Raw genomic sequence first — 13,396 nt, 5'->3', positions numbered from 1 at the left:
CGCGTTACTTGATCATCGGCAGCTTGAGGCCCTGCTTCTTCGCCGTGGCGACCGCGATGTCGTAGCCCGCGTCGGCATGGCGCATCACGCCGGTGGCCGGGTCGTTGAAGAGCACGCGCCCGATGCGCTTGGCCGCCGCGTCTGTGCCGTCGCACACGATCACCACGCCCGAGTGCTGCGAGTAGCCCATGCCCACGCCGCCGCCGTGGTGCAGGCTGACCCAGGTCGCGCCGCCGGCCGTGTTGAGCAGCGCGTTGAGCAGCGGCCAGTCGGAGACGGCGTCGGTGCCGTCCTTCATGGCCTCGGTCTCGCGGTTGGGGCTGGCGACCGAGCCGGTGTCCAGGTGGTCGCGGCCGATGACGATCGGGCCCTTCAGTTCGCCGTTCTTCACCATCTCGTTGAAGGCCAGGCCGGCGATGTGGCGCTCGCCCAGGCCGAGCCAGCAGATGCGCGCGGGCAGGCCCTGGAAGGCGATGCGCTCGCGCGCCATGTCGAGCCAGCGATGGGTGTGCTTGTTCTCGGGGAACAGCTCCTTGATCTTGGCGTCGGTCTTGTAGATGTCTTCCGGATCGCCCGACAGCGCCACCCAGCGGAACGGGCCCTTGCCTTCGCAGAACAGCGGGCGGATGTAGGCCGGCACGAAACCGGGGAAATCGAAGGCGTTCTTCACGCCTTCGTCGAACGCGACCTGGCGGATGTTGTTGCCGTAGTCCACGGTGGGAATGCCCATGGCCTGGAAGTCGAGCATGGCCTGCACGTGCACGGCGCACGACTTCGCGGCGGCGGTCTTGAGCGCGTCGTGCTGCGACGGGTCTTTCTGCGCGGCCTGCCACTGCGCCACGCTCCAGCCCGAGGGCAGGTAGCCGTTGATGAGGTCGTGCGCGGAGGTCTGGTCGGTCACGAGGTCGGGCTTGAGGCCACCGGCCTTGGCGCGCTTGACCAGTTCAGGAAGGATGTCGGCCGCATTGCCCAGCAGCGCGATCGACACGGCGTCCTTGGCGTCGCAGTGCTGCTTGATGAGTTCGAAGGCATGGTCGATGTCGCGCGCCTGCTTGTCGACGTAGCGCGTGCGCAGGCGGAAGTCGATGCTCGACTGCTGGCACTCGATGTTGAGCGACACGGCGCCCGCCAGCGTGGCCGCCAGCGGCTGCGCGCCGCCCATGCCGCCCAGGCCGGCCGTGAGGATCCACTTGCCCGCGAGGCTGTTGTTGTAGTGCTGGCGGCCGGCTTCGACGAAGGTCTCGAAGGTGCCCTGCACGATGCCCTGGCTTCCGATGTAGATCCAGCTGCCAGCCGTCATCTGGCCGTACATGAAGAGGCCCTGGCGGTCGAGCTCGTTGAAGTGCTCCCAGTTGGCCCACTTCGGTACGAGGTTGGAGTTGGCGAGCAGCACGCGCGGTGCGTCCGCATGCGTCTTGAACACGCCCACGGGCTTGCCCGACTGGATGAGCAGCGTCTCGTCGTCTTCCAGTTCCTTCAGCGACGCGAGGATCTGGTCGTAGCAGGCCCAGTCGCGCGCGGCGCGGCCGATGCCGCCGTAGACCACGAGGTCCTGCGGGCGCTCCGCGACCTCGGCGTCGAGGTTGTTCTGCAGCATGCGGAACGGCGCTTCGGTGAGCCAGCTCTTGCAGTTCAGCTCGGTACCGCGCGGCGCGCGGATTACGCGCGTGGGGTCGTGGCGCGGATCGGCGCCGGTGGTCTTGTTCAGGTCGATCTTGTCGGGTGCGTTCATGGTGTGGCTCCTGTCTGTCGTTCGGACGTTGATTCGGTGAAGGGGTGCTCAGGCGCGGCTGGGCAGGATGTCGAGCAGCGCGGCCGGCAGGTCGGCCGCGAGCGCCCACTGGCGCATGGCTTCGATGTCGGGTGCGAGGTAGCGGTCGGTCTCCAGGAACGCGACCTTCTGGCGGATGCGGGCGAACTCCGCCTCGACCAGCGGCGAACTCTTCAGCTTGCGCTTGAGTTCGATGCCTTGTGCGGCGGCCATCGCTTCGATGCCCACCACCACGGCGGTGTTGTTGACCATGTCGCCCAGGCGGCGACCTGCGTAGGTGGCCATCGACACGTGGTCTTCCTGGTTGGCCGAGGTCGGCAGGCTGTCGACGCTGGCGGGGTGCGCGTGCGACTTGTTTTCCGACGCGAGCGCGGCGGCCGTGACCTGCGCGATCATGAAGCCGGAGTTCAGGCCGCCGTCGCGCACCAGGAAGGGCGGCAGGCCCGACAGGCCGCTGTCCAGCAGCAGCGCGAGGCGGCGCTCGGCGATGGCGCCGACTTCGCTCACGGCCAGCGCGATGATGTCGGCCGCGAAGGCGACCGGCTCGGCGTGGAAGTTGCCGCCCGAGATCACCTCGCCGGTGTCGACGAACACGAGCGGGTTGTCCGATGCGGCGTTGGCTTCGATGACCAGCACGCGCGAAGCGTGGGCCAGGTTGTCGAGGCAGGCGCCCATCACCTGCGGGATGCAGCGCACGGAATACGGGTCCTGCACGCGGCCGCAGTCGGCGTGCGAGGGGACGATCTCGCTGCCGTCGAGCAGCGTGCGCACGGCGCCGGCCACAGCGATCTGGCCCGGCTGGCCGCGCGCGGCGTGGATGCGCGCGTCGAAGGGCTTGATCGAGCCCTGGACGGCTTCGAGCGACAGCGCGCCCGACATCAGCGCGGCGGCGAACACGTCTTCGGCGCCGAACAGGCCGGCCAGCGCGAGCGCGGTCGACACCTGCGTGCCGTTGAGCAGCGCCAGGCCTTCCTTGGGGCCGAGCACGAAGGGTTCGAGGCCGATGCTGCGCATGGCGTCGGCGCCGCTGACCTTCTTGCCGTCGGCCAGCGTCGCTTCGCCTTCGCCGATCAGCACGCAGGCCATGTGCGCGAGCGGTGCCAGGTCGCCCGAGGCGCCGACCGAGCCCTTGCACGGGATGCTCGGCGTGACGCCCGCATTGAACAGCGCCAGCAGCGCATCGACCAGCGCAGGCCGCACGCCCGAGTGGCCGCGCGCCAGGCTCACGGCCTTGGTCGCGAGGATCATGCGCACGACCGGCGCGGCCAGCGGCTCGCCCGTGCCCACGCTGTGCGACAGCACGAGGTTGCGCTGCAGCTCGGCCAGGTGGTCGTTGCCGATGCGCGTGCTTGCGAGCTTGCCGAAGCCGGTGTTGATGCCGTAGACCACCTCGTCGTTCTCGACGATGTGGCGCACCGCGGCTTCGGCGCTCAGCATGCCGTCGCGCACCGACGCATCGAGCACGAGTTGCACGCCGCCGGCCTGGATGCGTCGAAGCATCGCAAGGTCGACCTTGCCGGGCGTGAGGGTCAGGGTGGCTTCGGGGGTGGCGGTGTGATTGCTTGGCATGTGAACCTGTCTATACAAGTGGTTGCGAGAGAAAACGTGGGCCTCTGAGGGTCGAAAAAAAGCTACCCGAAGGTCGGGTTGCCGTCGGACTTGAAGCGGCTGCCCAGGCTGTAGCGCGAGGCCGGATGCAGGCAGCGCACCCAGGTCACGGGCGTGTTGCGGATCCAGGTGCGGCGCGTCAGCAGCAGGCAGGGGTCGGTGGGCGTCATCGCGAGCCGCTCGGCCTGTTCGGCGCTGGGCAGCACGGCATCGACGACGTGTTCGATCTGGTCGAAGGGCACGTGGCGCACGAGGTATTCGCTGGGCGGCACGGCGGCGAAGTCCTGCTCGAGAAAGTCGGGCACGACCTGCGGGTTGACGTAGCGTTCCTCGAGCTGCACGGGCGTGTCGTTGTCCAGGTGCAGGCAGGCGCTGTGGAACACCGAGTCGCCCGCGCGCAGGTCGAGCCAGGCGGCCACGTCGGGCGAGGCGGCCAGGCGCTCGACCACCAGCATCTCGCAGCGGTAGTCGTGGCCGCGCTGGCGGATTTCGCTGGCGATGTTGGCGATCTGCAGCAGGGTGGATTGCGGCTTGTTCTCGGCCACGAAGCTGCCGACGCCGGCCACGCGCACGATGCGGCCCTGCTCCATGAGCTCGCGCAGCGCGCGGTTCACGGTCATGCGCGCCATGCCGAACTGCGCGACCAGCTCGTTCTCGGAAGGCAGGCGGTGGCCGGGCGGCCACGTGCCGTCCTGGATCTTGCGGGAGATGTGATCCTTGACTTGCGCATAGAGCGCGAGGGACGGCAGGTCGCGTTTCATCAAACCTTCTCAGTGCTCGGCCGCAGCCATCGACTCGGCGCGGATTTCTTCGGTCAGGCGCGCCTTGATGTCCATGAACTCGGGTGAGGTCTTGATGGTGTAGCTGCGCGGATGCGGAAAGTCGACCGCGATCTCGGTCTTGATGCGCCCGGGGCGCGCACTGAACACCGCCACGCGGTTGGCCATGAAGATCGCCTCGTCGATGTCGTGCGTGACGAACAGCACCGTCTTCTGCGCCGATTCCCAGATGCCCAACAGCAGTTCCTGCATGAGCACGCGGGTCTGGTTGTCGAGCGCGCCGAAGGGCTCGTCGAGCAGCAGCATCTTGGGGTCGTTGGCCAGCGCGCGCGCGATGGCGGTGCGCTGCTGCATGCCGCCCGAGAGCTGCTTGGGAAAGTGGTGCTCGAAACCGCGCAGGCCGACCTTGGCGATGAAGAACTCGCTGCGTTCCTTCTGCTGCGCCTCGCTCATGCCGCGCTCGCGCAGGCCGAAGCGGATGTTCTGCGCCACGGTGAGCCACGGGAACAGCGTGTAGCTCTGGAACACCACGCCGCGGTCGGCGCCGGGGCCTTCGATGCGCTCACCGTCGAGCATCACCTGGCCGGTGGTCGGAAAGTCGAGCCCCGCCACGATGCGCAGCAGCGTCGACTTGCCGCAGCCCGAGGGGCCGAGGATGGTGACGAAGTCGTTCTCCTTCACCTCGAAGTCGATCGGCTGCAGGGCCTGCGTGCGCTGGCCCTTGGTGCCGGTGAAGACGCGCGAGACGCCCTGGATGGAAAGTTGGTTCATCACAATGCAGCCCAGGCAAACAGACGGCGGTTGAGCGCCTTGAAAGCGAAGTCGGACAGGAGACCGATGACGCCGATCACGATGATCCCGAAGATGATCTGGCCGGTGTTCAGGAGCGCCTGGCTGTCGGTGATCATGTGGCCGATGCCCGAGGAGGAGCCGATCAGCTCCGCCACGATCACGTAAGTCCATGCCCAGCCGAGCACGAGGCGCAGCGTTTCGGCGATGCCCGGTGCGGCGCCCGGAATGAGCACCCGCGCCACGATGCCGCGGCTGTTGGCGCCCAGCGTGTAGGCGGCCTCGACGAGGTCGCGTCGCGCGCCGCCCACGGTGACGGCCACCATCAGCACGATCTGGAAGAACGAGCCGATGAAGATCACCAGCAGCTTCTGCATCTCGCCCAGGCCCGCCCACAAAATGAGCAGCGGAATGAAGGCCGAGGCCGGCAGGTAGCGGCAGAACGACACGAAGGGCTCGAAGAAGGCCTCGACCGTCTTCCAGGTGCCCATGGCCACGCCCAGCGGCACCGCGATGACGGCCGCCAGCAGGAAGCCGCCGAACACGCGCCACACGGTCATGCCGATGTCGCCGATGAAGCCGTACTCGGTGAAGAGCAGCCAGCCCTCCTTGACCATGGTGATCGGGCTCGCCAGGAAGGTGGGCGACACGAAGCCGCCCAGCGTGGCAATGCCCCACACCACCACGAAGAGCACGAAGAAGCCCAGCCCCAGCATCGTGCGCGCGGACGCGCTGATGGGCTCGAGCGGCGCGAACGCGCGGCGCCGCACGGGGGCTGCGGGCGGCGGCGAGCCGGCGCGCGCCGAAGCGGTCATCGGTTGCATCTGGGGCAAGGCCTTACTTGACATAGCTGGCGTCGAAAGTGGCGGCGTAGTCGTCCGGCGCCTTGCGGATCACGCCGGCTTCCAGAAGGATGGCCGCGGCTTCCTTCATGAAGGTCGTGAGTTCGCCGGCGAAGAACTTCTGGTTGGCAGCCTTGTCCTGCCAGCGCAGGTAGGCCGACGACTTGGCGAACTGCTCGCCGCTTTGCTTCACGGCCGCGCCCATGAGCTCGTTCGACTTGGCCGGGTCGGCCTTGATCATGTCCAGCGCGTCGAAGTACGACTTGGTGAGCGCGGCGGCGGCCTTGGGGTTGGCCTTGAGCCAGGTGGGCGCGCAGCCGACGGTGTCCATCACCATCGGGTAGTCGAGCGTGGTGGCCAGGATCTTGCCGGCGGCCGGGTTGGCGCGCACGGTCGACAGGTACGGCTCGTAGGTCATGGCGGCGTCGTTCTGGCCGGCCACGAAGGCCTGGGCGGCGGGCTGCGGCTCGAGCGAGACGGTCTTCACGTCCTTCAGGCTCATGCCGTTCTTGCTGAGCATCCAGGCCAGGCCGAAGTACGGCGCGGTGCCGGGGGCGCTCACGCCGATGGTCTTGCCCTTGAGGTCGGAAAAGCTCTTCACGTCGTTGCGCACCGCGATGCCGTCGGCGCCGTAGGACTTGTCCATCTGGAAGATCTGCACGATCGGCACGCCGTTGGCGTTCCAGGCCACGTGCGTCTCGACGGTGGTGGCCGCGCACTGGATCGCGCCGGAGGCCAGCGCCAGGTGGCGGTCCTTCTGCGGGATCATCTTCAGCTCCACGTCGAGCCCGTTCTTCTTGAAGATGCCGGCCTTGTCGGCCAGCGACAGCGGCGCGAAGCCGGTCCAGCCGGACATGCCCAGCGAAATCTTCGTTTCCTGGGCGGCGGCCGTTCCGGCCATGCCCGCTGCACATGCACCTGCTGCCAGCAGCGAAGCGACTTTCACAACTACCTTGACCATGGGGACTCCTGGTTCCATTTCTTGAGAGAGGTGACTCGGCGATACATGCCCGGAGGAGGTGGGCAGCACGCCTCGCATTGTTGCCAAGCGCCCCAACTTGTATATACAGGATAACCCGAAAGTCCTGTTTTGGTGCATCTCAGAGAGAAATGCCCCAGTTTGCTGTCTAGACAAGAGGGGTGCCGGGACGGCGCTCACCATTGCAAACGCCGTGCCACAGTCATATCCGGGCCGCTGGGGGACAATCGGCGTCCGCCTCGGCTCCGGCCCTTTTTCTCCCCTCCCCGCCTTCGCACCCGCTGCCCGTGTCCTCCCTCGCTCCCAGTCCCTTCGACGCCTCCGACGACGGCAGCAGCAGCTACGGCAGCGCGGCCCCCGCCGACATCCTTCACGACGTGTTCGGCTATTCGCAGTTCCGCGGCGCCCAGCAGGACATCGTGGAGCACGTGGTGGGCGGCGGCGACGCGCTGGTGCTGATGCCCACGGGCGGCGGCAAGTCGCTGTGCTACCAGATCCCGGCGATCGCGCGCCGGCGCTCGGGACGCGGCGTGACGGTGGTGGTGTCGCCGCTGATCGCACTGATGCACGACCAGGTGGGCGCGCTGCACGAGGCCGGCGTGAGCGCCGCCTTCCTGAACTCGACGCTCGACTGGGAAGAGACGCAGGACGTCGAGCGCCGCATGCTGCGCGGCGAGATCACGCTGCTGTACGCGGCGCCCGAGCGGCTGAACACGCCGCGTTTTCTCTCGCAGCTCGATTCGCTCAAGGAGCGCGGCAAGCTCTCGCTGTTCGCCATCGACGAGGCGCATTGCGTGAGCCAGTGGGGCCACGACTTCCGCCCCGAATACCGCGCGCTCACCGTGCTGCACGAGCGCTACCCGGGCGTGCCGCGCATCGCGCTCACGGCCACGGCCGACGACCTCACGCGCGCCGACATCGTCGAGCGCCTGCAACTCGAGGACGCGCGCCAGTTCGTCTCCAGCTTCGACCGTCCGAACATCCGCTACACCATCGTCGAGAAGAAAGACGCCACCACGCAGCTGCTGCGCTTCATCGAGCGCGAGCACGAAGGCGATGCGGGCGTGGTCTATTGCCAGTCGCGCAAGCGCGTGGAAGATCTCGCGACCACGCTGCAGGGCGCCGGCATCAACGCGCTGCCGTACCACGCGGGCCTGGACGCCGCGGTGCGCCAGAAGCACCAGGACCGCTTCCTGCGCGAGGAAGGCATCGTGATGGTCGCGACCATCGCCTTCGGCATGGGCATCGACAAGCCCGACGTACGCTTCGTCGGTCACGTCGACATGCCCAAGAACATCGAGGGCTACTACCAGGAAACCGGCCGCGCGGGCCGCGACGGCGCCCCCGCCGACGCCTGGATGGCCTACGGCCTGAACGACGTGGTGAACCAGCGCCGCATGATCGACGAGAGCCCCGCTGGCGAGGAGTTCAAGCAGGTCATGCGCGGCAAGCTCGACGCACTGCTCTCCCTGGCCGAGGCCAGCGACTGCCGTCGCGTGCGCCTGCTGGGCTACTTCGGCGAGAAGAGCACGCCCTGCGGCAACTGCGACAACTGCCTGAACCCGCCGCAGGTGTGGGACGGCACCGATGCGGCGCGCAAGCTGCTCAGCACCATCTACCGCGTGCAGCAGCTCAGCGGCATCAGCTTCGGCGCGGGCCACATCATGGACATCCTGCGCGGCAAGGCGACCGAGAAGGTCAAGCAGTTCGGACACGAGCGCGTCAGCACCTTCGGCATCGGCGCGGAGTTCAGCGAAGTGGCGCTGCGCGGCGTGCTGCGCCAGCTGATCGCGACCGGCGCGCTGGCCGTGGATGCCGAGGCCTTCAACACACTGAAGCTCACCGAGGGCTCGCGCGCGGTGCTCAAGGGCGAGACCACGGTGTCGCTGCGCGAGTCGGTGTCGTCACCGGCCGAGCGCAAGCCCCGGCGCGAAAAGGTCGCCAAGGGCGCACCGTCGCCGGCAGCCGCCACGCTGGACGAGATCGGCAAGAAGCGCTTCGAGGCGCTCAAGGCCTGGCGCGCCGAAGTGGCGAAGGAACACAACCTGCCGGCCTACGTGATCTTCCACGACGCCACGCTGGCCGCCATTGCCGAGCGCGCGCCCGCGACGCTCGAAGACCTGCAGGGCATCAGCGGGATCGGCACGAAGAAGCTCGAAGCCTACGGCTCCGAAGTGCTTCGCGTCTGTGAAGCTTTCTAGCTTCGGCTCAGGCCACTGACGCCCAGACCGGCGCCATCGCGCGATAGAGCGCCCGGAAAGCCTCCAGCCGGGGCTGGTAGGCCGCATGCAATGCGGCGTCCGGCGCCAGCACCTGACGCACGGCGGGCGCGACCACCACACCCGCCGGGTCTTCGCCCGTGACCGCCAGCCGCGCGAGCCGCGCCGCACCGAAGGCGGGGCCGCGGTCGGCGGATTCGTACAGCACCAGCGGCACATCGAGCACCGAGGCGATCAGCTGCGCCAGGAACGCGGAGCGCGCGCCGCCGCCGATCAGCGCCAGGCGCTCGGGCCGCGCCGTGTGGGCGCTCAACGCTGCCAGGCCGTCCGCGAGCGAGAAGGCGATGCCCTCGCAGACCGCCTGCATGAGGTCGGCGCGCGTGGTGGCGCCCGACAGGCCCACGATCGCGCCGCGCGCGAAGGGGTTGTTGTGCGGTGTGCGCTCGCCGAACAGGTAAGGCAGCGCGAGCAGGCGCGAGGGCCCGGCGTAGGCCGCCTCGACCTCGGCCAGCAGCTCGCCGACCGACGCCCCACCGGTGCACGACGCCAGCGCCGCGAGCGGGCTCGCGCCGTTGAGCAGCGCCGCCATGCGGTACCAGCGCTGCGGCAGCGCGTGGCAGAAGGCATGCACCAGCCGCTCGGGGTCGGGGCGGTGCGCGGTGTCAGCCACCAGGATCTGCGCAGAGGTGCCGAGCGACACGAAGCCGTCGCCCGGCCCGACCACGCCGATGCCGACACCGCCCGCCGCGGCATCGCCCGCGCCGCCGGCAATCGGCACGCCGCGCGGAAGGCCCCAGCGCGCGGCCAGCGCATCGCGCACGGTGGCGCAGGGCTCGCACGACTCGACCACGCGCGGCAGCCAGGCGGGATCGACACCGCAGGCGGCCAGCGCCTGCGGCGACCAGCGGCGCTGCGCCTGGTCGAACAGCCAGGTGCCGGCCGCGTCGGTGACGTCGGTGACTTTCTCGCCCGACAGCTGCAGGCGCACGTAGTCCTTGGTCAGCAGCAGCGAACGGGCGCGCGCCACGGCCTCGGGCTCGTGGGTGCGCAGCCAGCGCAGCTTGGGACCGGTGAAACCCGCCATCGGCTGCACGCCGACGGCGCGGCGCAGCGCGATGTCGGTCTGCATGAGTTCGGCGGCCTCGGCGGCGGCGCGGCCGTCGTTCCAGAGGATGGCGGGGCGCACGGGACGGTCGGCCTCGTCGAGCAGCACCAGCGAGTGCATCTGGCCCGACAGGCCGATGCCTTGCACGCCGGCCATCGCCGTGGGGTGGGCCCGCGCCAGTTCGTCGAGGCCATCCGACACGGCAGCCCACCACTGGTCGGGGTCGTGCTCGCACCACAGCGGCTGCGGGTACTGCGAGCTGAGCGGCCGGTCGACCGTGGCCACGACCTGCAGCTGCAGGTCGGTCAGGACGATCTTGACCGCGGAGGTTCCGATATCGATGCCGATGAGCATGCGTGTTTCCTGTTCGAGAGAGCCGGAGTATCTGCGCCCCGGTCGCACGCTCGGCTGGCTGACGATCGGTTGTCTACGGATTGGTCGCCGGCAGCGTGACCGGCACCGGCCGCGTGAGCAGATCGACGTAGAGCTCGAAGAAGCGCGCGTTGTCGAACTTCTTCACCACCGTCATCTTCTGCAACGGCGCGCCCGCGGGCGGCGAGGTGTAGCCGATGGAGCGGCCGTTGTCGGCGGCGCCGGGCCGGGCGACCACGTCGACGTAACGTTCGACGGTCTGCGTGGCGTAGCGCGGGTCGATCAGGTAGGCCAGCACCAGCGTGTCCCAAATGTTCTGCGTGTAGTCGGGGTTGTTCTCGAAGCCGTTGGTGCCGCTGAAGCCGTAGCCGTTGAGCTTGCGGAACACCTCGGTCACGGCCGTGGGTCTGGCCGGGTGCGCGATGCGGTCGTAGATGGGCTTGGTGAGGAACACGGTGTCGGTCACGTCCAGCGGTACCACCACCTGCGGGATCGGCAGGCGCACCACGAACTGCGCGGCCTCGGGGTCGAACCACCAGTTGAACTCGGCGGCCTTGGTGGTGTTGCCGGGCACGTCGACGGCGCCGCCCATGTAGATGATCTTCTTGATCAGCGGCACGATCTCGGGGTTCTTCTTCACGGCCAGCGCGATGTTGGTGAGCGGGCCGATGGCCAGGATGGTGATCTCGTTCGGATTCGCCTTGACGGTGTCGACGATGAAGTCGACCGCGCTCTTGCGCTGCACCACCGTGCGGGTGGCAAAGCCGTCGGGCGAGGGCTTGAGGTCGGCGTCGGTCTTGGGCTCGGGGCCGCTCCAGGCGCCCAGGTAGCCGTCACCGCCCGCGCCGGCCTTCATCTCGGCCTCGATGGTCGCGTAGTCGTGGTTGAAGGCGTAGTTGGCCCCCACGTAGACGCCGATGCGCTGGCCCACGCCGAGCCGCTCGACCGACATCAGCGCGTCGGCCACGCCCTGCTTGAGCCACTGGTTGCCCGAGACGACGCTGATGCCCATCACCTGCACCTTGCCCTCGGCCTGCAGCTGCGCGGCCATGACGCCCAGCTGGCCGTCGTCGCTCATGGTGTTGTAGTCGCTGTCGATGATGACCTTCTGCGCCACCGGCGCCGCCCCGAACCCGGGCGCCAGGCCGATGCCGTCATTGCCGCCTCCGCCACCGCCGCATGCCGTGAGCACGGCCACGACGACGAGCCAGAAGGTCGTCGCTGTCCATTTGCGCATCTCGTTCTCCTAAGTGTTTGGTTTTCAGCCCGGTCTTCAGAGGGAAGTCAGGGAGTGAAAACGTTTGCGCAAACCTTTGCGCAAACGTTTGCCAAACTCTAAGTGGCGTGCCACGGGTGTGGCAATGGGGTGCGGCTAGGGGTTTTCCGCGAGGCCGGGGCGCCGGCCTCGCGCGGGGGTCAGGCGGTCGTCACGCCGGGTCAGGCACGGGGTCGAGCAGCCGGATTTCGCGCAGCGGCGAACGATGGCGCAGGTAGGGCTCTTCTTCCGCCGGCGTGACGGCCTTGTCCAGGCCCGGGGTGCCGGGCACGGCCTTGGCGGACGCGGTCGGCACTGCGCACGAACCGCTGCTGCGCAACCTCAGGGCCGCGGCCAGACGGCCTTCGGCGGCGTCGCCCAGGGGATGGTCGAAGTCGTCGGTCACGACGCAGCTGGCGTCGGGCGCGAAGCCGTCGCCGTAGTCCCCGTAGCCGGCCTGGTTGACGCCCTTGAAATTGACCGCGAAGTAGGTCGTGCCGCAGTTGTCCTGCGGAATGAAGCCGTAGGGCTTGCCGCAGGTGGTGGCGCCCACGAGGTTGACCGTGACGCCCACGCCGCGCAGGCTGTTGATGACCGACTCGCTGGCTGAGCAGGTGTCGCGGCCGGTCAGCACCGTGACGCGCGACAGGCCCAGCGTGGGCAGCGGCTGGCCGGCGCGGGTGGTCGTGACGAAAGGCGTGAGGTTCTGGGCCAGCGTGCGGTGGTACGGGTTCTTGTCGTTGAAGGTCAGCAGCTCGAAGGTCTTCCCGTTCGTCGGGCCCGGCCCGGCCACCATGTAGGCCAGCTGGCTCGCGATGCGCAGCTGGCCGCCGCCGTTGTAGCGCATGTCGATCACCAGGTCCTGGATGCCACCGTTCTGATTGAGCGTGTTCACGGCCGAGACGAGCTGTGCCTCGGCCGTCGTGATGTGGGCGTTGAACAGCAGGTAGCCCACGCGGTTGCCGGCCGGCCCGATGGTGTGCGTGTTCTGCACCGGCGTGCTCGTGACACGCTGGGCCGTGAGTTCGATGGGGCTGCCGCGCGTGCCGTCCACTTCGAAGGTGAAGGTGTGCTTCTCGCCGAGGGCCTGCGGCGAGATCGCGCGGTTGATGATGTCGACGTTGGCCTGCCCGGTGCTGGACACCACGTCGACGCCGTCGACCACGACCAGCTTGGCCCCGCGCGCCAGGCCAGCCGAAGCGGCCGGCGAGCCCGGCTCGACGAGCGCGATACGGATGTTGCGCGGCGGCGAACTGCGCACGGCCGCCGTCTCCATGCCGTAGCCCGCCGACACGCCGCCTTCCGACTGCTGGCGGTACACCTCGGTGTTGTAGGTGAAGTGGAAGCGGTCCTTGGCCCGGCCCGACGGCGTGGTGGCCGGCGTCTTGAGCACGTTGAACCAGGCCACCGGCGTGGCGTAGTCCGACGCCTTGAGGGTGGTGGGCACCTCGTTGTACCAAAGGTAGGTTTCGTCGATCCAGCTGCGCACCCAGCTCTTTTCGTTGTCGACGGTGCCGGTGCTGTCGGGGTAGGCGCGCCCGGTTTCGGGGTTGATGCCCGGGCGCGGCGCGGCGCACTGGCCGGCGACGGTCGAGGACGCGACGAGGCCGCCCTCGCCCCCGTTGTTGCCGCCGCCTCCGGGGTTGGGCGTCGGCACCACGCCGATCGGGAACCCAC

General features: G+C 68.7%; 10 protein-coding genes. 1 reads left to right on the top strand and 9 read right to left on the bottom strand.

All coding sequences use genetic code 11. The features are described from left to right. Positions 1–4: 4 nt before the first annotated feature. The 6 genes from hutU to D3H34_RS26485 all read right to left on the bottom strand — a co-directional run bounded on the left by hutU (position 5) and on the right by D3H34_RS26485 (position 6,750). Positions 5–1,732 (bottom strand): urocanate hydratase, encoded by a 1,728-nt coding sequence (hutU, locus tag D3H34_RS26510; protein WP_119557338.1) that lies wholly within the window; start codon positions 1,730–1,732, stop codon positions 5–7. A gap of 48 nt (positions 1,733–1,780) precedes the next feature. Beyond that, positions 1,781–3,340 (bottom strand): histidine ammonia-lyase, encoded by a 1,560-nt coding sequence (gene hutH, locus D3H34_RS26505; protein WP_119557336.1) that lies wholly within the window; start codon positions 3,338–3,340, stop codon positions 1,781–1,783. A 62-nt stretch (positions 3,341–3,402) separates the two neighbouring features. Next, positions 3,403–4,140, bottom strand: coding sequence for a histidine utilization transcriptional repressor HutC (gene hutC / locus D3H34_RS26500; RefSeq protein ID WP_119557335.1), 738 nt, complete (start codon positions 4,138–4,140; stop codon positions 3,403–3,405). 9 nt (positions 4,141–4,149) lie between these two features. Further along, positions 4,150–4,929, bottom strand: coding sequence for an ABC transporter ATP-binding protein (locus D3H34_RS26495; protein WP_119557402.1), 780 nt, complete (start codon positions 4,927–4,929; stop codon positions 4,150–4,152). Beyond that, the gene (locus tag D3H34_RS26490) at positions 4,929–5,762 is read right to left on the bottom strand and encodes an ABC transporter permease (RefSeq protein ID WP_119557333.1); all 834 of its coding nucleotides are present in this window, start codon (positions 5,760–5,762) and stop codon (positions 4,929–4,931) included. Before D3H34_RS26490 ends, D3H34_RS26495 begins: the two co-directional genes overlap by 1 nt. Before the next feature lie 22 nt (positions 5,763–5,784). After that, on the bottom strand, positions 5,785–6,750 hold the full coding sequence (locus D3H34_RS26485; protein ID WP_119557331.1) for an ABC transporter substrate-binding protein: 966 nt from the start codon (positions 6,748–6,750) through the stop codon (positions 5,785–5,787). A gap of 305 nt (positions 6,751–7,055) precedes the next feature. Between D3H34_RS26485 and recQ the strand changes: the two genes are divergently transcribed. Next, positions 7,056–8,969 (top strand): DNA helicase RecQ, encoded by a 1,914-nt coding sequence (gene recQ, locus D3H34_RS26480; RefSeq protein WP_205736814.1) that lies wholly within the window; start codon positions 7,056–7,058, stop codon positions 8,967–8,969. A 7-nt stretch (positions 8,970–8,976) separates the two neighbouring features. On the opposite strand, the gene xylB is transcribed toward recQ, so the two are convergent. From xylB to D3H34_RS26465, 3 genes are all read right to left on the bottom strand, one after another. Continuing rightward, positions 8,977–10,446, bottom strand: coding sequence for a xylulokinase (xylB, locus tag D3H34_RS26475; protein WP_119557329.1), 1,470 nt, complete (start codon positions 10,444–10,446; stop codon positions 8,977–8,979). Between the two features lie 73 nt (positions 10,447–10,519). Then, positions 10,520–11,701, bottom strand: coding sequence for a nucleoside hydrolase (locus D3H34_RS26470; RefSeq protein ID WP_119557327.1), 1,182 nt, complete (start codon positions 11,699–11,701; stop codon positions 10,520–10,522). 190 nt (positions 11,702–11,891) lie between these two features. After that, positions 11,892–13,396, bottom strand: a 1,505-nt coding sequence (locus tag D3H34_RS26465) for a S41 family peptidase (RefSeq protein WP_119557325.1), incomplete at its 5' end; no start/stop codon positions are given.

Source organism: Acidovorax cavernicola (assembly GCF_003581445.1).
Note: the sequence above shows the minus strand (reverse complement) of the source record. Positions and strands in the feature narration are given on the sequence as shown.